Genomic DNA, 24027 nt, shown 5'->3' with positions numbered 1-24027 from the left:
CCCGCTGGGTCAACGCCATGCGGGGCTGGTCACCACCCAACTCGGCAGGGTACCCATGCACGGCGGACGGCAGCTCGCCGGAGACCGGCCGCGCCGCCGATCAGGTGCGATCCGATGCGGCGGTGCGGGTCTCGCTTCGCACCGCCGCATCGGATCGACGCTCAGACGCGCCCTTCGATCTTCAGGTCACCGAAGGTGACGCTCTGGGTCATGGGGCGGTTGAGGAATTCGTGCGGGAATCCGAGATCCACCGCACTGGCCTGGTCCAGCCTCGCGAGCTGGGTGGCGTCGAATTCCACGTCGAGGGCGCCGAGGTTGTCCTCCAGTTGCGCCGCCGTGCGCGCGCCGATGATCGGCGAGGTGACTCCGGGCTCGCGCAGCGTCCAGGCCAGCGCGACCTGCGAGGGTGTCTTGCCGATCTCGTCCGCGACCTGCTTCACGACGTCGGCGATGGCGAGGCCGCGTTCGGTGAGCGAGCCGTTGGCGGCGGCCACGTTCTTGCGGCTGCCTTCGGGCGAACCGTCCGCCTGGTGGTCGAGGTCGGCGCGGCTGTACTTGCCGGTGAGCACACCGCTGGCCAGTGGTGACCACGGAATCACACCGAGGCCCAGTTCGCGCGCCATCGGGATGAGGTCGCGCTCGACGGTCCGCTCGATCAGGCTGTATTCGATCTGCAGCGCGATCAGCGGCGACCAGCCGCGCAGGTCCGCGATGGTCTGCATCCGGGCGATCTGCCAGGCGGGCGCGTCGGAGATGCCGACGTAGAGCACTTTGCCCGAGCGCACCAGATCGTCCATACCGCGCAGAATCTCCTCGACGGGGGTCAGGAAATCCCAGGCGTGCAAGTAGAGCAGGTCGATGTAGTCGGTGTTCAGCCTGCGCAGGCTGGCCTCCACCGAGCCGACCATGCTCTTGCGGTGGTTGCCACCGGAATTCGGGTCGCCAGGACGGCGCAGCATGGTGTATTTGGTGGCCAGCACCAAGCTTTCGCGGTTGTCCGCGGTGAATTCGCCGAGCAGTTGCTCGGAGGTGCCGTTGGTGTACTGGTTGGCCGTATCGATGAAGTTGCCGCCGCGCTCGACATAGGTGTCGAAGATCTTGCGGGCCTCGTCCCGGTCCGCGCCCCAGCCCCAATCGGCGCCGAAGGTCATGGTTCCCAGGGACAGGGGTGACACCCGAAGGCCCGAGCGGCCGAGCAGCCGGTAGGTGTCGAGGGTGCGAGCTCCGGACATGTCCAGCTCCTTGTGTTTTCGCGATGTCTCGTTGCCGGAAGCCAGTCTTCAGCGCCGCGCGAGGACCAGTAAGGGAAGCTTCATCCTGGGAAAGCCAGTCCTAGGCAGCCGTAGGATCGACGGTGATGAGCACCGTGCACCCCACACAGCGCCGCGACCTCACCTCCGGTGGCGGCAGCCCGCGTAATCACGCCGGACCCGGGAGCGGCGCTGATTCGACCCAGCGCCGCGACCTCGGGTCCAGCGGCGGGAGTTCGCGCACGCGCGCGGGGTCCGGCAGCGGCGCGGATCGAGTGCAGGAGATGGCCGCCTTCTTGCGGGCTCGCCGGGAGCGGCTGACGCCGGAGGATCTCGGCTTGCCGCAGCGCAAGCAGGCGCGCCGGACGCCGGGGCTGCGCCGGGAAGAGGTGGCCGAACTGGCAGGCGTGAGCACCGACTACATCGTGCGGCTGGAGCAGGGGCGGGGCCTGCGGCCGTCGGTGGACGTGCTGAACGCGCTGGCGGGGGCCCTGTGCTTGAACGACGACGAGCGCGCCTACCTGTTCGATCTGGCGCGACAGCGGCAGCCGGACAGCGGCAAGCCGAGCACGGTGCCCGCGCCCGCACTGGCCATGCTGGTGCGCGATCTGTCCCCGCTGCCCGCGATGCTGGTCAACCACCGCTACGACATCCTGGCCTGGAATCGGGAGATGGCGGCGTTGATCACGGACTTCGGCGCGCTGCCGGAGCGGCAGCGCAACTCCATGTGGTTGTGCCTGCTCGACCCGGGCATGCGAGATTTCTATGTCGAGCGGGAGCGCATCATCCGGGAGGGCATCGCGGATCTGCGCGCGGCATGGGCCGCGCATCCGGAGGACCGGGCGCTGGCCGACCTGATCGCCGAGTTCACCGCCCACAGCGCGGAGTTCGAGCAGGCATGGGCCCGCCACGACGTCCGCGTGCAGGGTCGGGGGAACAAGCCGCTGCGGCATCCGGTGGTGGGTCCGCTGGTCGTCAGCTACGAGGTGCTCATGCCCGTGCAGGATCCCGACCAGCGGATCGTCATCTACCGCGCCGCCGACGCGGACTCCCAGACGGCGCTCGACCGGCTCACCGCCGACCTTGATACGCGGTGATCGGGGCTATTCCGTGGAGGTCAGAACCAGCTCGCCGTCGTCGTCCGCGTCTTCGTAGCGGCCTTCCCACTCCTCGTAGGCGGGCACGTCCTCGTCCCGCGTGACGATCCACTCCAACGAGTAACCGCCGTCGTCGTCGGGAACCAGCACATTCTCGATCTTCAGTCCGAATCCGAGCACCTCGGCCGCGCGGATCACGTCCGGCAGGTCCTCGGCGCGAACGACCGTCTGATTGGCATACACGGTTACCATGCGCGGAATGGTAGCTGGAACCTCCGACACAGCGCGGGCCGAATCTCGAAACAGCAGCTGAAACGGCGTGGGAGCCAGATTGCTGTCCGGGCACGACAAAAGCCGCCGTGGTCATCGAGGCCACGACGGCTGCGTCACACCACGAGTGCGGTACCGGCGCGCGGTACCGGGTGAATCAGAGCTTGTTGTAAGCCAGCGACAGGGCCGACTTCTTGTTGGCGGCCTGGTTGGCATGGATGACGCCCTTCGAGGCGGCCTTGTCCAGCTTCCGGCTGGCGAACTGCAGGCGCGCGGCGGCGGCTTCCTTGTCACCCGCGGCAGCGGCCTCGCGGAAGCTGCGGATGGCGGTGCGCAGCGCGGACTTGACCGACTGGTTGCGCTTGCGCGCTTCCTCGTTGGTGCGGATCCGCTTCAGCTGGGACTTGATGTTGGCCACGCCGGTTCCTCGTGTTCCTGTCTGGTAGGTCTGTCCTGGGAAAGTTCATCGAGCGCGCGACATACCCGAATGGAACGGGTAGCGCAGCGCCGAAGGTCGAGGTTACCAGTCACCGTTCGGCACGCGAAATCCGACACCGGACCCGGCCCGGTCGATACCGGACACGGCACCGCGCTGGGCTTCCCTGGCGACCGGCGAGTTCCACCCGCGATCCGGCTGCGGGGATCGGCACGACGGTCTCCGGGCGAGAGTACGCCCGCGTCGAAGCGTGGACCGGCGCGTGGTCGGGCTCACGGCCGGCCGGCGCACGCAGGCACCGAGCAGCACGTGTCTGTCGGGGTGGGCCGCCACTACGCGATACGCCGCCGCTGAAGGGCCTCTTCTCGGGCGGCGGTTCGACCGGCCCGAAGTCGTTGTAGAGATCACACGACTCGCGTAGCGTCCTCCTAGCAACCGTTGCTTTCGAGCGGCTGGCGTTGCCGAAGCGGTACCACGACTCGTCCGAGTACATGTCTGGAACGCGGAAGGTGGACAGATGTCTCCAACGGCCCAGGAAGTAGTCGAAGAGGCTGTCGAGAACAAACCGGTTCCCGAGAGCAAGAAATGGGGCGCGGAGGCGCTCGGCACCTTCGTCCTGGTGATCGGCGGTGTCGGCACCGCGGTGCTGGCGGGGGAGAAGGTCGGTCCGCTGGGCATCGCGCTCGCCTTCGGCCTGTCGCTGATGTTTCTCGTCTATTCGATCGGGCCGATTTCGGGCTGCCACGTGAACCCGGCGGTGACCGTGGGGCATCTGCTGCTCGGCCGGATCAGCGGCGTGTCCGCGGCGGGGTACGTGATCTCGCAGCTGATCGGCGGGCTCCTCGCCGGTCTCGTGTTGTTCGCGCTGGCCAAGAACCTGCCGTCGTACGACCGGTCGGTCGACGGCCTCGCCGCGAACGGGTGGGGCAAGCACAGTCCATCGGCGATTCGGGGGCCGCTGGGCGAGGTGGTGGTGCAGAACGGGTTCGGCATCGCCGCCACGATCATCGTCGAGGTGATGCTCACGGCGCTGCTGGTCTTCGTCGTGCTGTCCTCCACCGATCAGCTCTCCGACGTGCCGCTGGCCGGCCTGTCCATCGGCGCCACGCTGGCGGTGATCAACCTGGTGGCGATTCCGGTGGACTACGCCTCGGTGAACCCGGCACGCAGCCTCGCCGTGGCGCCCTACCAGGACGGCGCGATGGGGCAGGTCTGGGCGTTCATCGTGTTCCCGCTGATCGGCGGCGCACTCGGCGCGCTGCTGTACGGCCTGCTGTTCGGCCGTTCCCGCGAAATGATCTCCTGACGAAGGCGTTCGGCCCCGGTCACTCGGCCGGGGTCGATCACTGTGGCTGGGCGGTCAGCTCGCGGTGCGCTCCTGCGGTGCGGTGCACACCAAGGTGACCAGCGCCGGGATCGGGAAGAGCAGCAGGAAGAGGTTGGGCACCCACCACAGCGGACTGAAATCGCCGCGCAGTGTCCAGAACGCGATGGCTTGCAGCCCCGCCACACTGGTCAGGGTCAGCGAGACGGTCATCAGGGTGCGCCAACCGGGCGAGCGGCACAGGCTCGCCAAGCCGGTGGCGCTCGCGGCGAGGTCGAGTACGACGAACGAGTAGTTCCAGTCGCTGAGGATCGGGTCGGTGTAATCCTTGTATGCCCATTCGGGCGGAATCACCTGGGCGAACGCGATCGCCCAGTAGAGCAGGAAACCGACGTCGGTGATCAGCATGGCGATCTTGGTCGGTCCGAGCACGCGTGCCATGGCCTGCCTCAGTGCCAGGCGTATTCGGCGCAGAGCCGGTGGGCGACCAGATCGAAGGTCTTGCGGGGCAGGATCGCGCCTTCGCGGCGGATGCCCGCCTCCGGCACGTCGAGCACCCGATCGAGCCGCACCCAGCTGGGGCGGTTGTCGTGGTCCCAGGACCCGCTGCCGATGCCGATCCAGTTGCGGTCGTAGGCGCGCTCCGGGTTCGACGACAGCATCAGCCCCAGCAGCGTGCGACGGTCCCGGCCCACCACCAGCACCGGCCGGTCCTTGCCGTTGCTCGGGTCTTCTTCGAACGGCACCCAGGTCCAGACGATCTCCCCGGGATCGGCACGGCCGTCCAGTTGCGGCGAGTAGACGATCTGCCGCGCCCGCTCGGCGGTCGGGACCGGCGTCGACGCGGCGGGCCGCACCGTGACGCCCACGGCCGTGCGCCGCTGGGCCAGCGACCACACCAGCCGGTCGACCAGCCGGGGACCCTGCTGCTTGACGATCTTGGGCCCCTGTTGCTTAGCGATGAGACCGATCTGCTTGCCGAGGGTGTTCCAACTTCGGGCCATCCCAGGAGAATAACGGCGCACCCGCCGCATATCACCCGCGTGGGAACCGTTGTGTCGCGGGGGCCATTCGTCTGCGAGCGAGCTATGGAAGCGGATGTGCCCGCCGATCCGGGACCGATCGGACATGTCCGGCTCCCTGCCCCGTTGGCAAGGTACGCCGAGACCGAGCGCGATGAACGCAGCGGAGGACGGCGCGGCGCGCCCGACGGTGGCGACGGTGCGGGCGGTGACATCTTCGAAGCGTGGCCTCAGCGCATTCTTCGCGCAATGCGCAGGCAGACAGTAATCGTGACCATGAGCGGTCGCGCGGGGCGCAGCGTCGCACCGCGACCATCGCGGCGCACTTCATGTCCGACTGCCCGAAGCGTCTGCGACATATCCACTGGCTCATCCCCAGCCGTCACCGGCTCAGCTGCGTCCGTCCATTCGCCCCGGGTAAAGGAAGGATCCGCAGCTCGATCACACTCTCGACCCGCCAGGGTGCGAGTCTTACGAGCACCGTTCGCGGCCCGGCTCGTGTCCGAGTGGGGGAAGCGCATGCGACGTAGTCGCGAGTCTCGCCCGCTCGGGCGCGAGCCATGAGGGGGCCGCGAACACGCAGCGCCGAAGGCGCTGCAAAAACTGGCAGAGCACCATGGGACGATAGACGGCAGTTTGCCGATACCCATGAGGAGTGGAGTGCCCGCCAGCTTCGCCGACACGACGTTCACCGATCCCGCCCGGATCCGGAACTTCTGCATCATCGCGCACATCGACCACGGCAAGTCGACGCTGGCCGACCGGATGCTGCAACTGACCGGTGTGGTCGAAGAGCGGCAGATGCGTGCGCAGTATCTGGACCGGATGGACATCGAGCGCGAGCGCGGCATCACCATCAAGGCCCAGAACGTGCGGCTGCCCTGGACCCCCCGGACGGGGGAGCACGCGGGCACCGATTTCGTGCTGCACCTCATCGACACACCCGGCCACGTCGACTTCACCTACGAGGTGTCGCGCGCCCTGGAGGCGTGCGAGGGTGCGATCCTGCTGGTCGACGCCGCGCAGGGCATCGAGGCGCAGACGCTGGCCAACCTGTACCTGGCGCTGGAGAAGGATCTGACGATCATCCCGGTGCTGAACAAGATCGACCTGCCCGCCGCGGACCCGGAGCGCTACGCCGCCGAGCTGGCGCACATCGTCGGCTGCGATCCGTCGGACGTGCTGCGCGTCTCCGGCAAGACGGGCGAGGGCGTGGCCGATCTGCTCGACCAGGTGATCGCCCAGGTGCCGCCGCCGGTCGGCGAGGCGGACGCGCCCGCCCGCGCGATGATCTTCGACTCGGTCTACGACACCTACCGCGGCGTGGTCACCTACGTCCGTGTGGTGGACGGCAAGCTGACTCCGCGCGAGAAGATCAAGATGATGTCCACCGGCGCGACCCACGAGCTGCTGGAGATCGGCATCGTCTCGCCCGAGCCGAAACCGACCCAGGGGCTCGGCGTCGGCGAGGTCGGCTACCTGATCACCGGCGTGAAGGACGTGCGCCAATCCAAGGTCGGCGACACGGTGACCGGCGCGCGCGGCGGCGCGACCGAACCGCTCACCGGCTATCGCGAGCCGCGCCCGATGGTGTACTCCGGTCTGTATCCGGTGGACGGCTCCGACTACCCGGACCTGCGCGACGCGTTGGAGAAGTTGCAGCTCAACGACGCCGCCCTGACCTACACGCCGGAGACCTCGGTCGCGCTCGGGTTCGGCTTCCGCTGCGGCTTCCTCGGCCTGCTGCACATGGAGATCACGCGCGAACGCCTGCAGCGCGAGTTCGACCTCGACCTCATCTCGACGGCCCCGAACGTGGTGTACCGGGTGGAGATGGAGGACGGCGCCGAGCACGTCGTCACCAATCCCTCGTACTGGCCCGAAGGCAAGGTTCGCAATGTCTACGAGCCGGTGGTGAAGTGCACCATCATCGCGCCGAGCGAGTTCATCGGCTCGATCATGGAGCTGTGCCAGTCCCGCCGCGGCGAGCTCGGCGGCATGGACTACCTGTCCGAGACCCGCGTCGAGCTGCGCTACACCATGCCGATGGCGGAGATCATCTTCGACTTCTTCGATTCGCTGAAGTCACGCACCCGCGGTTACGCGAGCCTCGACTACGAGGAGGCGGGCGAGCAGGAATCGCAGCTGGTGAAGGTGGACATCCTGTTGCAGGGCGAGGCGGTGGACGCGTTCAGCGCGATCGTGCACCGCGACGCCGCCCAGGCCTACGGCCACAAGATGACCACCAAGCTGCGCGAGCTGATCCCCCGCCAGCAGTTCGAGGTGCCCATCCAGGCCGCGATCGGGTCGAAGATCATCGCCCGCGAGAACATCCGCGCCATCCGCAAGGACGTGCTGGCCAAGTGCTACGGCGGTGACATCAGCCGCAAGCGCAAGCTGCTGGAGAAGCAGAAGGAAGGCAAGAAGCGGATGAAGACGATCGGCCGCGTCGACGTCCCGCAGGAAGCCTTCGTGGCCGCGCTGTCCTCGGACGCCGCTTCGGACAAGCCGAAGGACAAGAAGTAGGCGGCTAGCCCGCCGCGCGCAGCCGTACGCGCAGGCGGGCGCCGCCCATCGGGCTCTCGTCGAGTTCGGCGGTGCCGGAATGCAATTCGGCTTGCTGACGGACCAGGGCCAGGCCGAGGCCCGAGCCGGGGGAACCGGGGCCCTTGACGAAGCGGTCGAAGGCGTCGCCGCGCAACGCCTCGGGGACGCCGCGACCGTCGTCGTCCACGTAGATCTCCACGATGTCCTCCGGGCCGGATCGTGCGCTGACGGTGACGGTTCCGGCCTTGCCGTGTTGCACGGCGTTGGCGACGGCATTCGTGACGATGAGCATGATGCCGCCCGGTAGACCGTTCACCGTGATCGGTGGGCATTCGGCGAGTTCGACCCGCACCTCGGGATGCCCGCGCCGCGCGTCGTGCACCGCGCGGTCGAGGGTGTCGCAGAGGTCGAACGGCTCGAAGACGTCCGGTTCGGTGAGTTCGCCGACCGCGAGGCGTTCCAGATCGGTCAGCGTGTTCTCGATCTGCCGCTCGGCGAAGAGGATCTCGGACAGGATCACGCCGCGCTGCTGTTCCGGAATCTCCTTGGTGGCAAGTACTTGCAGGTCGGTGCGCAGCGCGGTGAGCGGCGTGCGCAACTCGTGCGCGCAGACCGCGGCGAAGTCGCGTGCGCCGGTCAGCGCCCGTTGGGTGGCGCGGTGGGCGGCTTCCAGCCGGGCGAGCATGCGGGTGATCGCGTCGGAGAGTTCCTCGGCTTCCCGCGCGCCGCGGCCGGACAGCGGCGGCAGTTTCTCCAACGTGTCGATGCGGTGGGTGGCGTCGGCGAGACGACGCAACGGGCGTGCGGCGAACCCGGCGAGGAACCAGCCGAGCAGGGCGGCCAGCAACGCGCCCGCCACGCCGATGCCGAGCCCGATGCGCTGGCTGCGATGTATAGCCGCCTCCACGACGTCGCGGTCGGGATCGAGCGCGACCAGCACGCCGGGCAGCCCGTCGACCCGGGCGATCGCCGCGTCCGCGGGCGCCACGGGTCCGCGCGCGTCCGCGGGCCCCTGCTCGGGAGACAGCGTGGCCGCGGACGGCGGAACAGGTTGCGCGGGCGCGGCTTCACGCGGCGCGGCGACCCGCACCGCCATCGACGAGACGGTCTCGTCCAGCTGACGTTCACCGGTGGCGCCGAGCAGGGTGGCGAAGGTGATGGTCAAGGTGAGCGCGACCAGTGCCGCGACCACCCCCGACACGACCGCTACCCGGGTGCGCAGCGACGGCGATCCGCTCATGGCTCCTCCCGGAGGACGAAGCCGACGCCGCGCACGGTGTGGAGTATCCGGGGTACGCCGTCCGCCTCCAGCTTGCGCCGCAGGTAGGAGACGAAGACGTCGACGACATTGGTGTCGGTGGGGAAGTCGTAACCCCACACTGCGGACAGGATCTGCTCGCGGTCGAGCACGATCCCGATGTGCTCGGCGAGCAGGGCGAGCACCTCGAATTCACGTTTCGTCAACTCCACCGGCCTGCCCCCGGCCAGCACGCGGCGTCCGGCGGGGTCGATCCGCACCTGCCCGACCGTGCGCGCCTGGTCGGGGCGGTCCAGCGGTTTACGCCTGCGTCGCAGCAGCGCGTTCAACCGCGCGACCAGCTCGCCGAGATCGAACGGCTTGGTGAGGTAGTCGTCGGCTCCGCGTTCCAGGCAGGCGATCCGGTCGCTGACCGCGGTGCGCGCGCTGAGCACACAGATCGGGATGTCGTCGCCCATCGCCCGCAGCGCGGTGACCACGCCGACACCGTCGAGTTCGGGCATGTTGACGTCGAGCACCATCGCGTCGGGCGTGGTGGCGCGGACCATGCTCAGGGCCTCGGCGCCGTCGGTCGCGGTGACGACCTCGAAATCGGAGAGCTCCAGTCCCCGCCGCAGCGACGCGAGGACGCGAACCTCGTCGTCCACGACCAAGATTCGATGTCCGGCCATGAGGTCAATCTAATCCCACAGTCTGAGATCGTGGTGTCGGCTGCGCCCGTTGTGCGCGATGCGCGGGATTGGAAAGTGAGGCATTGGCCACGGCGCAAACTTGTAACGGACGTGTCGGACGGTGTGCAGACGTGGATCGTCGCGATGCTGCCGAGTGGAAGTCGATATGGGCCGATAGTCGTCCGGTCGATACGTTCGCGTCCCGGCCAACTCGGCGTCCATGCCGCCGAACGGCTGATTCGTCGAATTCCTCGATGGAGAGCAAATCCTCGGCACTCCGTCGGCAACTCTCAGAGTTCCTTCAATTCTTGCCGCCGCGCACTCGCCACGTTTCGATCAGGCCTGGTGACGGTGTCTATTCGAGACTGTGCGCGGTCGGGGAGGCCGCCGGAAATGGGGCTTCCGATCCGGCAAATCGGATGGCAGGGTTGTGTTGCCCGCCACAGTCGCATTCTCTCCAGTCCTGGAGAATGTGACAGGGGAGTATTCCCGAAATACTGTTGGGTGATCTTCACTCTCGGTCGGACCGGCGTGGTGAGGATGCTGAACAACCGAGAGTGGAGCTTTCATGACGCGTGATCTGCCCTTCGACGGCGACACCGAAGAGGCCGACCGCGCGGGGGACACCGCCTACCGTGTGGCCACCGGCGTCGCAAGGGTCGCGCGGGCGGGCGCCTATGTCACCGGCGGTGCGCTGGTGGCCGCCAACGGCGGCGGCGTCCCCGCACAGCCCGGCGAATCCCGTCTCGACAGCTGGCACACCGGCTGGGCGCACAGCACCGATCCCGATCCCGACCAGCCGAGCCCGGTGATCACCTTCCCGGACCCGGTCGTCGAGCCCGCGCCGTTCTCGCATGGCTCGAATGTCCCGGTGGCGCACGGAAACCCGGTGCCAGGACCGGGCAATCCCGCGCCCGGGTTCGCCCTGCCCGGCCCCGGCGCGGGCCCCGCCGGGGCGCTGCCCACGCTCCCCGGCGAGTACAGCGGCACCGACGCCGGCATGCCACTGCCGACGCTGGCCGGCGAGTCCGGCGCGCAGGGGATGCAGCTGCCGACGCTGCCCGGCGAGTCGGGCGGCCACGGGACGCAGCTGCCCGGACACTCCGGCGGCGGCGTCCCCGGGCTCGGCGGGATCCCCGGCATGGACGGGGATGCCGGGAGCGGACTGTCCATCCCGGGGACCGACGGTCACGTGTCCAACGGTTTCTCGCTGCCCGGCGTCCGGTCCGACGCCGCGAACGATCTCGACGCGCCCGGCGGGCACGGGTTCGGCCTGCCCGGCCACGGACTCGGCCAAGCCGGGCACGGCTTCGGCCTGCCCGGCGCGAACGGCTTCACCGCGCCCGGCTCCACCGTCTTCGACCTGCCCGGCAACAGCGGCGCCGGTGCGGCGCACGCGGCGGGCGATCCGTTCGACGGCGTCGGTCAGGGCGGCGATCTCGGAATGTTCGTCGGCACCCAGTGGTCGGTCGACTTCGGGGTCGGCCCGAACGGGATCTACTTCACCTCCGAGATGAAGGTCGACGCCGCCGTCGGGCACGTCGGCGATCAGCTCGACGAATTCACCGACTATCTGGCCGACGGCATCCATCTGCCGGACGGCACCGCCAGCGCGGCCGCCCAGCCGAACGCGCTGAGCCAAGGCCCTTCCGGACTGCTCGGTGGGCTCACGTCATCGGGCGCGTCCGCCACGCAGTCGTCGGCGGCGTCCGGCGTCGCGCAGTCCGCGTCGGCGGCCGGTGCGCCGACGGCATCGAGCGTCGCGCAGCCGCTGGCGGCCTCGGCGTCCGTCGCCCCCGTGAGCGCGGTCGCGCCGGTGGCCCCTGCCGCCACGGCGACCGCGCCCGCACCCGCGGCGGTCGCCGCGGCACCGGTGGTCGCGGCCACCCCGCTGCAGACCACGATCCAGCCCGACGCCGCCTCGACCCCGATCGCGAATGTGTTCGCCGCTCCGGAGGGCCCATCCGTGCTGACCGCTCCCGCGGCGGCCGTCCCCGCGCTGTTCGACGCGGTACGGCCGGCGCCCGTGGTGAAGCCGGCCCCCGGGACCGACCCGCATCCGTCCCACCCGGCCCAGTCGCCCGCGTCGACCGTCACCGCGCCGACGACGATCGTCAAGACCACGCCGACGCCGAGCGTTCCCGGCGACGTGACCGTCCCGTCCGCGCCGAAGACGCCGGACCACGACGTCACGAAGCTCCCGGGCGCCACCACGGTGCCGCACGGAGGCGTCACCACCGCTCCGGACGTGCCGCCCACCAAGGTCCCTGGCGCGACGGTCACCCAGACCCCGGCGCCGACGCATGCGCCGACCACCCCGGGTGACGACGCGACCTCGCCGGGTGGCGTCACGGGTCGCCCGAGCACCGGTGGCACCTCCAACAGCACCCACCCGACCAACGACGTGCCGACCCACGAACTGCCCACCGGCGACGTACCGACGGTGAGCAGGCCTTCGCAGCCGACGTACGAGGCGCCGGACCAGCCGACCTACAGCGCACCCGCACAGGCGCCCACCGTCGAGCCGCACGCCCCGTCCGCGCCGACCTACACCGCCCCCGTACCCACCCAGGCGCCGATCAAGCCGCAGGTGATCGACCCGAAGCCGCACGGCATCTCGGCGCCGCTGGCGCTCGACCACCCGGCCGACACCGTCTACCCGGTCGCCGACTACACCTACGACCACTCCGCACTGGCGCTGTCCTCGGGTGGCAGCCTCTCGGGTGCACTGCTGCCGGAGTCGGGCATAGTGGAAACGCACCATTACGTGTCCGATGCGTCGGACATCTCCCTGATCTAGCAGGGGCGTAGCGGGTTCCGACGACTGCGGAGTGGTCGCAGGGGGCACCTGAACGAAAGTCATCGAGAGTAAGGAGGAGGGTTGTCTGCCGCTGCCGGGCTGAAGGCTGCGACCGTGAAACATCCGGACGCGATGGCCCCGCTCATTCGGATACTCGACGAGCTGCGGGAGACGGCCCGATCCGCGGGACGCGACGACCTCGGCAGCCGACTGAGCATGGTTCGTGCCAGGGTGAGCGATCCCCGGGTACGGCTCGTGGTCGTCGGTCGTCCGAAGAACGGCATGAGCACGCTGGTCAACAGCCTGGTCGGTGCCTCGGTCAGTGCGACGAACAGCGATCTGAGCGTCCCGGTGATCGTCGAGTACGGGCCGGAGCCGACCGCGACGCTGGTGCGGCAGACCGAGCACGGCCGCACCGAACGTCAGTCGGTCGACCCGCTCGATCCCGGTCCCGCGCTGGCCACCCAGGGCGTCGTCCGTGCCGAGTTCACCCAGCCCAGTCCGCTGCTCGCCGACGGTGTCGTGGTGATGGACGCGCCGGGCGCGCTGGGCGACAACCGCACCACCTGGTCGATGATCGCCGCGGCCGACGCCGTGCTCTACGTCGGCGACGCCGGCACCGAGCTGACCGCGGAGCAGATCGCCGAGTTGCAGCGCATCCAGCAGATCTGCCCGACCGTGATCTGCGTGCTGAACAAGATCGACGTGTTCCCGCATTGGTCGCGCACCCAGCAGCGCAACCGGGAACTGCTGGACTCGGCGGGACTCGGCTTCGCGGTGGCCCCGGTCTCCGGGGAACTGCACCGGCAGGCCGGGTTGACCGGTGACTACCAGCGCGACATCGAATCCGGCGTGCCGCAGCTGATCGATCATCTGCGCGACTACGTGGTCGCCCGCGCGGACACGGTGGCGCTGGAAGCCGCGGTCGGGGACATCCGCCTGGTCTGCGATCACCTCGCGCTGACCCTGCGCACCGAAGCCGAGGCGCTGCGCGACCCGCGACGCCGCGCCGAGATCACCGACCAGCTCGCCCGCGCGCGCGACGAGGCCGATCAGCTGCGCCAGCGCACCGCGAACTGGCAGGTCACGCTGGTCGACGGCGCGACGGAGCTGATGGCCGACATCGAGCACGATCTGCGCCACCGGCTGCGCAGCCTGATCCGCGACGCCGAGGCCGAGATCGCCCAGACCGATCCGGCGCGCCGCTGGAAGGATTTCGCCGCGGATCTGGACGCGCGCATCTGCGAGGCGGTCGAGGAGAACTTCGCCGTGGCGCACTACCGCTCGATGGAGTTGTCCGAGCAGGTGGCCGCCAAGTTCCCGGCCGACAACCGGACCCCGCCGCTGCCGGACCTGCGCTTGTCCAACCCTGGTGAGGTGCTCGAGGCGGTGCAGCCGCTGGAGCCCCTCGAGAGCGCGAAAGGCGGGGTCACCCAGCAATTCCTGACCGGTCTGCGCGGTTCCTACGGCGGCATCCTGATGGTCGGTCTGGCCACCAGCCTCCTGGGCATGTCGCTGGTGAACTGGTACTCGGCGGGTGCGGGCGTGCTGCTGGGCGTGAACGCGCTGTGGGACGACCGCAAGAGCCGCAAGGTGCGCCGCCGGGCCGAGGCCAAGGTAGCGGTGGCTCGCCTGATGGACGACGTGATCTTCCAGGTCGGCAAGGAGTCGCGCAACCGCTTGCGCGCCGTGCAGCGAGTGCTGCGCGACCACTTCACCGACATCGCGACCGAGGTTTCGCGCGCCGCGGACGACGCGCTGCGCTCGGCCGAGGAGAACTACGGGAAGTACGGCGACCGCAGGCCGGAGCGGATCGCCGACCTCGAGGCGCGGCTCGGCAAACTGCACGCGCTGCGCGAGGAGGCCGACGGACTGGTTCCGGCGTAGACCGTTTCCCGGCGTTGGTCAGACCGGATGGCCCTGCGGGGTGTTCGCGGGCTGGAAGCGGCCCGCGTGCCGGGAGCTCTCGGCACGGATGACGTGGGTCACGGCGTTGATCAGCGCGAGGTGGGTGAACGCCTGGGGGAAGTTACCGAGGTGGCGGCCACTGCGCGGATCGATCTCCTCGGCGTACAACCGCAGGGGGCTGGCGAAGCCGAGCAGTCGTTCGCACAGGTGCCGCGCCCGCTGGATCTCCCCGATCTCGACCAGCGCGGAGACCAGCCAGAACGAGCAGATGGTGAACGCTCCTTCCGTGCCGCTCAGGCCGTCGTCGGTGGTTTCGGTCCGGTACCGCAGCACCAAGCCGTTCTCGGTGAGCCGGTCGGCGATGGCCAGCACGGTCGCGCGCACGCGCTCGTCCTCGGGCGGCAGGAAGCGGGTGAGCACCACCAGCAGCAGCGAGGCGTCCAGCGTGTCGCCGCCGTAGACCTGGGTGAACACGCCTTCTGAGGTGACGCCGTTGGCCAGGACGTCGGCCTTGATCTCCTCCGCGATCGCGTACCACTCTTCGGCGTGCTCGTACTGGCCGTGCAACTCGGCGAGCTTCGCGCCGCGGTCCAGCGCCACCCAGCACATCACCTTGGACGAGGTGAAGTGCTGCGGCTCGCCGCGCACCTCCCAGATGCCCCGATCGGGCTCCTTCCAGTGCTCGATGGCGGCGTGCACCTGTCGGACCAGTAGCGGCCACAGCGTCTCCGGCACCTGCTGGCGCGACTTCACGTGCAGGTAGACCGCGTCGAGCATGGTGCCCCAGATGTCGTGCTGATCCTGGCTGTAGGCATTGTTGCCGATGCGCACCGGACGGGACTGGTCGTAGCCGCCCAAGTGATCGAGGATGATCTCGTCGAGCTGCCGCTCGCCCCCGATGCCGTAGAGCACCTGCAGCGGGACGGGCTCGCCGTCCTCGCCGGTCGTCGCGTCGTTGAGAAAGGCGAAGAAGTCGTCGGCCTCCCGGTCCAGGCCCAGCGTGTACAGGCCCCACAGCGCGAAGCTGGCATCCCGCACCCAGCTGTAGCGGTAATCCCAATTGCGTTCTCCGCCAGGGGTTTCCGGCAGCGAGGTGGTGGCGGCGGCCATCAGGGCGCCGGTCGGAGCGTAGGTGAGGCCTTTGAGGGTGAGCGCGCTGCGCTGCAAGTAGTTGCGCCACGGGTGATCGGGGAACTTGCCGAGCGTGATCCACTGGCGCCAGCATTCGGTGGTCTGCCACATCTTCTCGGCGGCCTCGCCGAAGGTGCGCGGCGCGGGCAGTTCCGACCAGGTGAGCGCGACGAAGACCTCGTCGCCCTCTTTCATCCTGGTGCGGGCGCGCGCCTCGCGCCCCTCGAGTCCGAGACGCAGATCGGTGGTGAGCACCAGGCTCGGCCCGGCGCTGGGCTCGTCGCCGCGCACCGCGGTCGCCTCCTCGTACACCTTGCCGGTGTACTCCCACCGTGCGCTCGCCCGGTGGTAGTCGAACGCGGGCTCGCAGCTCACCTCCAGCTCCACGGTGCCGTTCACGCATTTCACCGTGCGCAGCAGCAGATGCTCGGCATCCCAGTCCATCGGGGTGCGCCGGTGGGTCTTGCTGCGCTGATCGTTGTTGTGCCAGGGGCCGAGCACCAGTGCGTCGCGCACGATCAGCCAGCCGGTGCCGGTCTGCCAGGTGGTCTCCAGGATCATCCCGCCGGGCAGGTAGCGGCGGGCGGCGGGCACGTTGACCCCGTACGGCCCGACCCGGAAGTGCCCCGCGCTGCGGTCGAGGAGCGCCCCGAAGATGCTCGGCGAATCCGGCCGAGGAACACACATCCATTCCACCGCGCCGTTGCTGGCGACCAGGCAACTCGTCTCGCAGTCGGACAGGAAGGCGTAGTCATCGATCGGCGGGTAGGCGCCGTGGCGGTGGGTTTCGGCCAAGTTCGTCGGCAGGCCGTCGGAGTCGTTGAGGGTGAGGTCATCGGAGGACGCCATACCCCATCTTCGGGCCGATGTACGCCCGTCGTCCACTGCGCGATTCCTCCGTCCACCGATGTGGCCGACGGCCTCGTGGAACCGGCCGGCGTACCGACTAGGCTGGAGCCGTGCATCGCATCGCAGGTTGGTGGGACGGCTTCGAGCTGTGGGTGGCGGGACTGCCGTTCATCCCGCAGTTCCTCGTGGTGCTCGTGGGCATGGTCCCGATCAGCTTCGCCATCGCCTACGGGCTCGATCGCGTGCTGCGCGCTGTGCTGCGCGTCTTGGATCGCCGCTACGGCGCCCATCCCGCACCGCCCCGCCCCGCCCCGGCCGCTGCGGCGGCGGTGCTCGAACCCGGGCAGGCCGCCGCGGATCGCACTCCCGTGCAGAGCGGGGCGCGCTGATGCCTCGTTCGCGGGTTCAGCTCGCCCTCATCGCGCTGCTCGTGCTGATCGTCGTCGCCTGGTTGATCACCCGCTGACGGTCAGTTCCCGCCGCCGCGCCAGTCGCCGAACCGCTTGCCGAGCTTCGCGACGGTGTCGCCGACCTCGTGGGCGACCGTGCTCGCCGCCGCGCCGACATCCCGGCCCAGCGTGCGCACGGTACGGATGAGCGGATCGTCGGACTGGTCGAAGTTCGTGCGATAGGTGCGGGCGGCGGCCTTCATCTCGTCGGTGATCCGGGTGGCGCGATCCTGGTCACGGCGCGGATAGTCGCCCGAGAGCACGCGGTCGTAGTCGCCGCTCTGGATCCAGCGGCGCAGTTCGGCCGCGCGCAGCACGGAGAACGGGTGGCTCTGTAACTCCAGGTTGAGCAGCTTCAGCACGCCGTCGCGCAGATCGCCGGACCGCTCGTAGTCGTCGGCCTGGGCCAGGAATGCCCCGTGATTCATCTCCTTCACCAAGGCGCCCCCGGCCGTCTTCATGTGCACGCGTACCGAAGCGTCGACATCCTGGCCGCACAGCAGCCCGGCCCGGTCGCCGGACAGCTCGGACTTGCGGCTCCACTCCATCAGGGCCGCGACGATGCCGCGCAGAGCCCACCCACCGACCGGCAACCAGCCGACGCTCGCCGAGACCCGCAGTAGGTGCATGAGCATCGTCCGGTACACCGCGTGGCCGGACAGCGCGTGCCCGAGTTCGTGGCCCACTACGAAACGCAGCTCCTCGGTGTCCATCAGTTCGAGCAACCCGGTGGTCAGCACGATGAACGGCCGGTCCATGCCGATGGTGAAGGCATTCACCTGTGGGCTCTGCAACACGAACAGCTCGGGCGTCGTGGGGGCGTCCAGGATTCGCACACAGTCCTCGCGCAGGTGGTGCAGGGTGCGGAATTGTCGCTCGTCCACCCGTACCGCGGTGGCCAGATACAGCAGCCGGTGCTGGCGTTCTTGCAGCAAACCCGACAATGTGCGCAGCACCACGTCGAACCCCGCCAGTGACCGCAGGGTAACCAGGGCGGTGCGGTCGGCCGGGTGCTCCCACGTGCGGGTGCTGATGCCGGGGAATGTCGTGCGGACGCGATCCGGACTGGTGGTCATCGGATGAAACCCCCCTCTTCCTGGGCTCTTCGATTCGAACTCCGCCTTGTGCTCTGCTACAGTCTGCCCGTGTCTTCGAGCGCAGTCCCGCAGGTCCGCCATGAATTGGCGTTGATTGCTGTCGGTGACCTCGCGGTCGCGGACGTCTACTGTCGCTGATCGCGACCGGGCACATCCGCGTCTCGTTTGTCAGCAGACTGGCGCGCTTCTTGCAGATGTGCTTTCGCTTCCCGACGGCCCGTTGTGGGCCGGTAGTCGCGCCGCTGCCGTATCGCTCGATCGGCGGGTCTGCTGAATCGATAAGTTTGTCGCCGCCACCGATGTGTTACCGGAGAACTGGCGGTCCGCACGAAAGGTCCACCCCGATGGCTCGCAAATCCTGGCTTTCGCCGCGCCGACGCTACAGCGCCGTTGCCCTAGCCGCCCTAGCGGCGGTCGCGCTGACCGCGTGCGGCGGCGGAGCCAGCGACACGGTCGGGGCGGGCGCTTCCGACGGCAGCGGCGGCACCCTGAACCTCTACGCCTACGCCGTGCCGAAGCCCGGTTTCGACAAGGTGATCCCCGAGTTCAACAAGACCGAGCAGGGCAAGAACGTCCAGATCCAGCAGTCCTACGGCGCCTCCGGCGACCAGTCCCGCAAGGTGAAGGACGGCGCCGAGGCCGACGTCGTGAACTTCTCGGTCGAGCCGGACATCACCCGCCTCGTCGACGCGGGCCTGGTGGACGCGAGCTGGAACGCCGACGCCACCAAGGGCATCCCGTTCGGCTCGGTGGTCGCGATCGTCGTGCGCAAGGGCAACCCGAAGGGCATCAAGGACTGGGACGACCTGCTGAAGCCGGGCGTCGAGGTGGTCACTCCGAACCCGTTCAGCTCCGGTTCGGCCAAGTGGAACCTGCTCGCGCCGTACGCGGCCAAGAGCGACGGCGGCAAGAACCCGCAGGCGGGCCTGGACTACCTGAGCAAGCTGGTCTCCAAGGAGCACGTGAAGGTGCAGCCGAAGTCCGGCCGCGAGGCGACCGAGACGTTCCTGCAGGGCACCGGTGACGTTCTGCTGAGTTACGAGAACGAGGCGATCTTCTCCGAGCGCAACGGCGATCAGATCGAGCACTTCGTCCCGCCGGTCACGTTCAAGATCGAGAACCCGGTCGCGGTGCTGAAGAACAGCAAGAACCAGCAGAAGGCCGTCGCCTTCCGCGACTTCCTGTTCACCACCGCGGGCCAGAAGGCCTGGGCCGCCGCCGGTTTCCGCCCGGTCGACCCGAAGGTCGCCGCCGACTACGCCAAGGACTTCCCGACCCCGCAGAAGCTGTGGACGATCGCCGACCTCGGCGGCTGGAAGACCGTGGACAAGGAACTGTTCACCCCGAACACGGGTTCGGTAGCGGTGATCTATGACAACGCCACCAAGTGACCGGGTGACCCCCGTTACACGGGATACTGGACGATCGTGACTACGAGCAGTAACGCCGGGACCGCGCAGGCAGCTGGTCCCGGCGTCTCCGAACCCGTGCGTCCCGATCGCCGCTGGAACTGGTCGTGGCTGCGCGTGACCGGCTCGGTGGGTCCGCTCGGCATCGCCACCGCGGTGCTGTGGCTGAGCATCATCGTGCTGCTGCCACTCGCGGCGCTCACCGTGACCAGCTTCGAGGACGGGTGGTCCGGTTTCTGGGACGCCGTCACCGCGCCCGCCGCGCTGGACTCGCTGCGCATCACCGTGCTGGTCTCGGTGGTGGTGGCGGTGGTCAACGTGGTCATGGGCACGCTGATCGCCTGGGTGCTGGTCCGCGACCGGTTTCCCGGCAAGGGTGTGGTCAACGCGCTGATCGACCTGCCGTTCGCGCTGCCGACCATCGTCGCCAGTATCGTGCTGCTCTCGCTGTACGGTCCGCAGAGTCCGATCGACATCCACCTGAACGCCACCCAGCCGGGCCTGGTGGTCGCGCTGGCGTTCGTCACGCTGCCGTTCGTGGTGCGTTCGGTGCAGCCGGTGCTGATCGAGGCCGACCGCGAGGTGGAACAGGCGGCGCTCTCGCTGGGCGCGAACAACTGGACCACCTTCCGCAGGATCGTGCTGCCCGCGCTGGCTCCCGCCATCATCAGCGGCGGCGGACTGGCCTTCGCCCGCGCGATCGGCGAGTACGGTTCGGTGGTGCTGATCGGCGGCGCGATCCCGCGCAAGACCGAGATGGCCTCCCAGTACATCCAGAAGCAGATCGAGATCGATCGGCCGGTGAACGCGGCGGCCGTGTCGGTCGCGCTGCTGGCCATCTCGTTCGCGACGCTGCTGGTTCTGCGGCTGCTCGCCGAACGCAGCGCGCGCAAGGAGCAGGCGAGCCGATGACAAACAATCGCGCAGCGCTCCCCGTGTCGCCGGGGCGCGGGCATTCCCCTGGGACGGAGCAGGGTCGATGAAACTGCATCCGCTGACCCGCATCTCGTTGCGGACGGTGGCGCTCGGCTACTTGTTCGTACTGCTGGTGCTGCCGCTGATCATCATCCTGTGGCGCACGTTCGAGCGGGGGATCGGCGCGTTCGTCGACTCGATCACCACGCCCGCGGCGATCTCGGCGTTCCAGCTCTCCCTCCTGATCGTCGCGATCACCGTTCCGGTGAACGTGGTCTTCGGCATCGTGACGGCGCTCGCGCTGGTGCGTGGAAAGTTCCCGGGCCGCAACCTGGTTCAGGGCATCGTGGACTTGCCGTTCGCGGTGTCGCCCGTGGTGGTCGGCGTCTCGCTGATCCTGCTCTGGGGCGCGGGCGGCTGGTTCGGCGGTCTCGAAGACCTGGGCTTCAAGGTCATCTTCAACCTACCGGGCATGGTGATCGCCACCATCTTCGTGACGCTGCCGTTCGTGGTGCGCGAGGTCGAGCCGGTGCTGCACGAGATCGGCGACGACCAGGAGCAGGCCGCGGCCACCCTGGGCGCGTCCAAGTGGCAGACCTTTTGGCGGATCACGCTTCCCGCGATCCGGTGGGGCCTGACCTACGGCGTGGTGCTCACCGTGGCCCGCGCGCTCGGCGAGTTCGGCGCCGTGATCATGGTGTCCTCCGCGCTGCCGGGCAAGTCGCAGACGCTGACGTTGCTCGTGCACGGCCGGTACATCAACGACCACAACACCTTCGGCGCGTACTCCGCCGCCACCTTGCTGATGGGCATCGCCCTCGTCACCCTTCTGCTGATGACCCTCCTCGAACGTAAGCGGGGCACAAAGTGATCACCGTGACCAACGCGAACAAGAACTACGGCACGTTCGCAGCCCTCGACGACGTCAGTCTGGACATCCCCTCGGGCGAACTCACCGCGCTGCTCGGCCCGTCGGGTTCGGGCAAGTCGACGCTGCTGCGCTCGATCGCCGGGCTGGAGTCGCTGGACACCGGCGTGGTCAGCATCGCGGGGCGCGACGTCACCCGGGTGCCGCCGCAGAAGCGCGACATCGGCTTCGTGTTCCAGCACTACGCGGCGTTCAAGCACATGACCGTGCGCGACAACGTGGCGTTCGGCCTGAAGATCCGCAAGCGTCCGAAGCACGAGATCAGCAAGCGCGTCGACGAATTGCTCGGCATCGTGGGACTGGACGGCTTCCAGCACCGCTACCCGGCCCAGCTGTCGGGTGGCCAGCGCCAGCGTATGGCGCTGGCCCGCGCGCTCGCCGTCGATCCGCAGGTGCTGCTGCTGGACGAGCCGTTCGGCGCGCTGGACGCCAAGGTCCGCGCCGACCTGCGGACCTGGCTGCGCAGGCTGCACGAGGAGGTCCACGTGACCACCGTGCTGGTCACCCACGACCAGGAGGAGGCGCTCGACGTCGCCGACCGGATCGCGGTGATGAACAAGGGCCGCATCGAGCAGATCGGCACTCCGGAGGACGTGTACGACCGGCCGGCCAACGAGTTCGTCATGTCGTTCCTCGGCGCGGTGGCCCGGCTCAACGGACATCTGGTGCGGCCACACGACATTCGCGTCGGCCGGGATCCCGGCATGGCGCTCGCCGAGCACGAGGGCACCGCCGCTTCCGCGGGCGTCACCAGGGCGACGGTCGAGCGCGTGGTGCACCTCGGCTTCGAGGTGCGCGTGGAACTGCGCAACGCAGCGACCGGCGACCTGTTCGCCGCGCAGGTCACCCGCGGTGACGCCGAGGCGCTGCGACTGTCGGACGGCGAGACGGTGTACGTCCGCGCCACTCGGATCCCGGAACTGCCCGCGCACTAAGGGTTTTCGCGAACCGGTCACATACCCGGCGGCATAGGGAGTGTGGCGCTGAGAAGTTGCCAAACTTTCTCCCGTTGCCGTGTCCACTGCTATCCGGCTGCGCTGCGGAACGGTTGCCGACGAGGAGGCGAGGTGTGCGCCAGGCGGCGGTCGTAGCGGCGTCGGGCCGGACCCGGCATGCGATGCGAATATCGGCGACTGTCGCCGGGTGCGGCGCCCCGTCCATTCGGCGAATTGTCGGCACGGATCCGTCAAGGGGAGTCTCCCCATGTCGAGCGCTGTCGCTCGGCGCCGTGCGCGTAAGAACCCGGATTCCGGCAAACATCCACCGGGCATGATCTATCCCCGCGTGTCGCAAGGAAATCCGACTGGACGGCATGTGTAGTGCTGGTTGGCCTGGTGAGGGCGTCGTAGCCCGTGGATTCGGATGCGGCGAGCACAGGCGGCTTGCGGACAATCGGTTGTCCGGACTTGGCACGAAGATCGCGGAGTGGTTGCCTAAACGGCGTTCGAAGCAAATCGGCACGGCGATCGGGTGGATTGCGATGGCGGTTGGTCTCGGGTTGAGCATCGGTACGGTGAACACGGTTTCCGTTCTCGCGGAGGAAGGTTCGGCCAAGGCTCCGCCGGGGCGACGCAAAACGCAGCGGGCGCAGACCATCACGCGCCGCACCACGCTGACCTTCGACAGCACCGGCGTGGCCAGGGTGGGCATGATTCCCCGGCACGGCCGCGCGGTCACCGAATTCGCCGATCTCACGCAGCGTTCCAGCACGTGGGCGCGGGTGGGCAACCGCGCGCTCGCCCCGGCGGACCTCGTCGCGACGGTGGCGAAGTGCCTGATCGACGAGGTGCGGCAGGACCATCCCGGCTGCGGAAACGGGCTCGGCATCGCGGTGGCCTATCCGGCCCGCTATGCCGACGAGCAGGTGGACGCGTTGCGCGCGGCGCTGGACGGCGTGGAACTGACGCAGGTGGCGCTGGTGGCCGAACCCGTCGCGGCGGCGGCCTGGCTGGAGGCCGACCGTGGTCCGCTCATGCCGGGTCTCGCCCTCGTCTACGACCTCGGCGGTGCCGGGCTCGACGTCACGCTGGTCCGGGTGGGTGCGGGATGTCCGCGCAATCCGATCGTCGGGGTCTCGCTGCGTTCCACCGAGTTCGGCGGACGCGCGTTCGGGGCGTTGATCGCCGAGCAAGCCGGGCCGGGCCCGCACTCGTCGTCGGTCGCCGAGTCGGTCGCCGACACGATCGCGGGCGAACTGCGCGTCAAGCATGTCCGGGAGTCGCTGGAACTCGTCTACCGCTGCTTGCGGGTCGCGGACGTCACCATGGCCGACGTCGACCGCGTGCTGGTGGTCGGCGGGGCGGCGCGACCGGCGGAGGTGGCCGAGGTCTTGGCGGCGGAATTGGCCAGGCCGGTGATCGTCGCCGCCGATCCCGGGCGGACCACCGCCGACGGCGCCGCGATCCTCGGACGGAGGGCGGCGGCCGCGGCCGAGGCGGCGGCCGAGCTGCGCCGGGTCAGGCGCAGGCGCGTCCGTCGTCGTGCCGCCACGCGGGCCCTGATGCTGTCGCGCCGGACCAGGCGCAGGCTGGGCCGGGTGGTCGTCGTCACGAGTATGTCGGCCGTATTCGGTTTCGGGACTTCGATCCTGGCGGTCGGTGACGGGGTGTTGGTGAGTTAGGCCCCGGCACGGACCGCGATGAACAGGGGCCGTCCGGCGGTGCGCG

At 69.1% G+C, this 24027-nt stretch carries 21 protein-coding genes; 12 read left to right on the top strand and 9 right to left on the bottom strand.

Translation table 11 applies throughout. From position 1 onward, the window contains the following. Positions 1 to 161: 161 nt before the first annotated feature. Complete coding sequence (locus ACIA5H_RS02075; RefSeq protein ID WP_379254679.1) at positions 162 to 1232, bottom strand: aldo/keto reductase; 1071 nt, start codon at positions 1230 to 1232, stop codon at positions 162 to 164. A 125-nt stretch (positions 1233 to 1357) separates the two neighbouring features. Between ACIA5H_RS02075 and ACIA5H_RS02070 the strand changes: the two genes are divergently transcribed. Continuing rightward, positions 1358 to 2347, top strand: a complete 990-nt coding sequence (locus ACIA5H_RS02070; RefSeq protein ID WP_397073238.1) for a helix-turn-helix domain-containing protein — start codon at positions 1358 to 1360, stop codon at positions 2345 to 2347. A 6-nt stretch (positions 2348 to 2353) separates the two neighbouring features. On the opposite strand, the gene ACIA5H_RS02065 is transcribed toward ACIA5H_RS02070, so the two are convergent. Then, entirely contained in the window at positions 2354 to 2599 is a 246-nt protein-coding gene (locus ACIA5H_RS02065; RefSeq protein ID WP_379254682.1) for a hypothetical protein, read from the bottom strand. A gap of 175 nt (positions 2600 to 2774) precedes the next feature. Further along, the gene (gene rpsT / locus ACIA5H_RS02060) at positions 2775 to 3035 is read right to left on the bottom strand and encodes a 30S ribosomal protein S20 (protein ID WP_355072365.1); all 261 of its coding nucleotides are present in this window, start codon (positions 3033 to 3035) and stop codon (positions 2775 to 2777) included. Between the two features lie 535 nt (positions 3036 to 3570). Here rpsT and ACIA5H_RS02055 point away from each other — a divergent pair. Continuing rightward, positions 3571 to 4359 (top strand): aquaporin, encoded by a 789-nt coding sequence (locus ACIA5H_RS02055; RefSeq protein WP_355072367.1) that lies wholly within the window; start codon positions 3571 to 3573, stop codon positions 4357 to 4359. A 54-nt stretch (positions 4360 to 4413) separates the two neighbouring features. Here ACIA5H_RS02055 and ACIA5H_RS02050 read toward each other — a convergent pair whose 3' ends face one another. Together ACIA5H_RS02050 and ACIA5H_RS02045 are read right to left on the bottom strand one after the other, a co-directional pair. Continuing rightward, complete coding sequence (locus tag ACIA5H_RS02050) at positions 4414 to 4818, bottom strand: DUF5360 family protein (protein WP_355072368.1); 405 nt, start codon at positions 4816 to 4818, stop codon at positions 4414 to 4416. Between the two features lie 8 nt (positions 4819 to 4826). After that, complete coding sequence (locus ACIA5H_RS02045) at positions 4827 to 5381, bottom strand: type II toxin-antitoxin system PemK/MazF family toxin (protein ID WP_356966427.1); 555 nt, start codon at positions 5379 to 5381, stop codon at positions 4827 to 4829. Positions 5382 to 6047: 666 nt separating this feature from the next. Between ACIA5H_RS02045 and lepA the strand changes: the two genes are divergently transcribed. Further along, on the top strand, positions 6048 to 7925 hold the full coding sequence (gene lepA, locus ACIA5H_RS02040; protein WP_397073234.1) for a translation elongation factor 4: 1878 nt from the start codon (positions 6048 to 6050) through the stop codon (positions 7923 to 7925). 4 nt (positions 7926 to 7929) lie between these two features. Here the strand turns inward: lepA and ACIA5H_RS02035 are convergent, their stop codons facing one another. Both ACIA5H_RS02035 and ACIA5H_RS02030 read right to left on the bottom strand, forming a co-directional pair. Further along, positions 7930 to 9186 (bottom strand): sensor histidine kinase, encoded by a 1257-nt coding sequence (locus tag ACIA5H_RS02035; RefSeq protein WP_379254686.1) that lies wholly within the window; start codon positions 9184 to 9186, stop codon positions 7930 to 7932. After that, positions 9183 to 9875: a response regulator transcription factor gene (locus ACIA5H_RS02030; RefSeq protein ID WP_397073231.1), complete on the bottom strand. Its 693-nt coding sequence runs from the start codon at positions 9873 to 9875 to the stop codon at positions 9183 to 9185. The genes ACIA5H_RS02035 and ACIA5H_RS02030 overlap by 4 nt, the downstream gene beginning before the upstream one ends. 568 nt (positions 9876 to 10443) lie before the next feature. Between ACIA5H_RS02030 and ACIA5H_RS02025 the strand changes: the two genes are divergently transcribed. Then, positions 10444 to 12675, top strand: coding sequence for a hypothetical protein (locus tag ACIA5H_RS02025; RefSeq protein WP_397073229.1), 2232 nt, complete (start codon positions 10444 to 10446; stop codon positions 12673 to 12675). A gap of 81 nt (positions 12676 to 12756) precedes the next feature. Further along, on the top strand, positions 12757 to 14562 hold the full coding sequence (locus tag ACIA5H_RS02020; protein WP_397073227.1) for a dynamin family protein: 1806 nt from the start codon (positions 12757 to 12759) through the stop codon (positions 14560 to 14562). 18 nt (positions 14563 to 14580) lie between these two features. Here ACIA5H_RS02020 and ACIA5H_RS02015 read toward each other — a convergent pair whose 3' ends face one another. Next, entirely contained in the window at positions 14581 to 16563 is a 1983-nt protein-coding gene (locus tag ACIA5H_RS02015; RefSeq protein WP_397073225.1) for a glycoside hydrolase family 15 protein, read from the bottom strand. A 110-nt stretch (positions 16564 to 16673) separates the two neighbouring features. Between ACIA5H_RS02015 and ACIA5H_RS02010 the strand changes: the two genes are divergently transcribed. Further along, positions 16674 to 16952: a hypothetical protein gene (locus tag ACIA5H_RS02010; RefSeq protein WP_355072382.1), complete on the top strand. Its 279-nt coding sequence runs from the start codon at positions 16674 to 16676 to the stop codon at positions 16950 to 16952. An 80-nt stretch (positions 16953 to 17032) separates the two neighbouring features. Here the strand turns inward: ACIA5H_RS02010 and ACIA5H_RS02005 are convergent, their stop codons facing one another. Beyond that, positions 17033 to 18088, bottom strand: a complete 1056-nt coding sequence (locus tag ACIA5H_RS02005) for a M48 family metallopeptidase (protein WP_397073223.1) — start codon at positions 18086 to 18088, stop codon at positions 17033 to 17035. A gap of 69 nt (positions 18089 to 18157) precedes the next feature. On the opposite strand from ACIA5H_RS02005, the gene ACIA5H_RS02000 reads away from it, so the two are divergent. The 6 genes from ACIA5H_RS02000 (at position 18158) to ACIA5H_RS01975 (ending at position 23981) form a co-directional block, all read left to right on the top strand. Further along, positions 18158 to 18247: an Ms4533A family Cys-rich leader peptide gene (locus tag ACIA5H_RS02000; RefSeq protein ID WP_321210233.1), complete on the top strand. Its 90-nt coding sequence runs from the start codon at positions 18158 to 18160 to the stop codon at positions 18245 to 18247. 206 nt (positions 18248 to 18453) lie between these two features. Then, entirely contained in the window at positions 18454 to 19500 is a 1047-nt protein-coding gene (locus tag ACIA5H_RS01995) for a sulfate ABC transporter substrate-binding protein (RefSeq protein ID WP_355072386.1), read from the top strand. Between the two features lie 96 nt (positions 19501 to 19596). Continuing rightward, positions 19597 to 20430, top strand: a complete 834-nt coding sequence (cysT, locus tag ACIA5H_RS01990; RefSeq protein WP_379254765.1) for a sulfate ABC transporter permease subunit CysT — start codon at positions 19597 to 19599, stop codon at positions 20428 to 20430. Between the two features lie 67 nt (positions 20431 to 20497). Beyond that, positions 20498 to 21304: a sulfate ABC transporter permease subunit CysW gene (cysW, locus tag ACIA5H_RS01985; protein WP_355072388.1), complete on the top strand. Its 807-nt coding sequence runs from the start codon at positions 20498 to 20500 to the stop codon at positions 21302 to 21304. After that, positions 21301 to 22296 carry a sulfate/molybdate ABC transporter ATP-binding protein gene (locus ACIA5H_RS01980; protein WP_379254699.1) on the top strand — a complete coding sequence of 332 codons (996 nt, stop codon included), beginning with the start codon at positions 21301 to 21303 and terminating at the stop codon, positions 22294 to 22296. Before cysW ends, ACIA5H_RS01980 begins: the two co-directional genes overlap by 4 nt. 578 nt (positions 22297 to 22874) lie before the next feature. Then, positions 22875 to 23981, top strand: coding sequence for an Hsp70 family protein (locus ACIA5H_RS01975; protein WP_397073219.1), 1107 nt, complete (start codon positions 22875 to 22877; stop codon positions 23979 to 23981). Positions 23982 to 24027: the final 46 nt, after the last annotated feature.

Source organism: Nocardia sp. NPDC051900 (assembly GCF_044452545.1).
Taxonomy (GTDB): Bacteria; Actinomycetota; Actinomycetes; order Mycobacteriales; family Mycobacteriaceae; genus Nocardia; species Nocardia sichangensis.
Note: the sequence above shows the minus strand (reverse complement) of the source record. Positions and strands in the feature narration are given on the sequence as shown.

Excerpts from the sequence above, each read along its gene's own strand:
- ACIA5H_RS02045 (WP_356966427.1), bottom strand. The coding sequence starts at position 5,381 with ATGGCCCGAAGTTGGAACACCCTCGGCAAGCAGATCGGTCTCATCGCT.
- ACIA5H_RS02075 (WP_379254679.1), bottom strand. The coding sequence starts at position 1,232 with ATGTCCGGAGCTCGCACCCTCGACACCTACCGGCTGCTCGGCCGCTCG.
- lepA (WP_397073234.1), top strand. The coding sequence starts at position 6,048 with ATGAGGAGTGGAGTGCCCGCCAGCTTCGCCGACACGACGTTCACCGAT.
- ACIA5H_RS02035 (WP_379254686.1), bottom strand. The coding sequence starts at position 9,186 with ATGAGCGGATCGCCGTCGCTGCGCACCCGGGTAGCGGTCGTGTCGGGG.
- cysW (WP_355072388.1), top strand. The coding sequence starts at position 20,498 with ATGAAACTGCATCCGCTGACCCGCATCTCGTTGCGGACGGTGGCGCTC.
- ACIA5H_RS02030 (WP_397073231.1), bottom strand. The coding sequence starts at position 9,875 with ATGGCCGGACATCGAATCTTGGTCGTGGACGACGAGGTTCGCGTCCTC.
- ACIA5H_RS02025 (WP_397073229.1), top strand. The coding sequence starts at position 10,444 with ATGACGCGTGATCTGCCCTTCGACGGCGACACCGAAGAGGCCGACCGC.
- ACIA5H_RS02065 (WP_379254682.1), bottom strand. The coding sequence starts at position 2,599 with ATGGTAACCGTGTATGCCAATCAGACGGTCGTTCGCGCCGAGGACCTG.
- ACIA5H_RS02055 (WP_355072367.1), top strand. The coding sequence starts at position 3,571 with ATGTCTCCAACGGCCCAGGAAGTAGTCGAAGAGGCTGTCGAGAACAAA.
- ACIA5H_RS02070 (WP_397073238.1), top strand. The coding sequence starts at position 1,358 with ATGAGCACCGTGCACCCCACACAGCGCCGCGACCTCACCTCCGGTGGC.
- ACIA5H_RS01995 (WP_355072386.1), top strand. The coding sequence starts at position 18,454 with ATGGCTCGCAAATCCTGGCTTTCGCCGCGCCGACGCTACAGCGCCGTT.
- ACIA5H_RS02015 (WP_397073225.1), bottom strand. The coding sequence starts at position 16,563 with ATGGCGTCCTCCGATGACCTCACCCTCAACGACTCCGACGGCCTGCCG.
- ACIA5H_RS02050 (WP_355072368.1), bottom strand. The coding sequence starts at position 4,818 with ATGGCACGCGTGCTCGGACCGACCAAGATCGCCATGCTGATCACCGAC.
- ACIA5H_RS02005 (WP_397073223.1), bottom strand. The coding sequence starts at position 18,088 with ATGACCACCAGTCCGGATCGCGTCCGCACGACATTCCCCGGCATCAGC.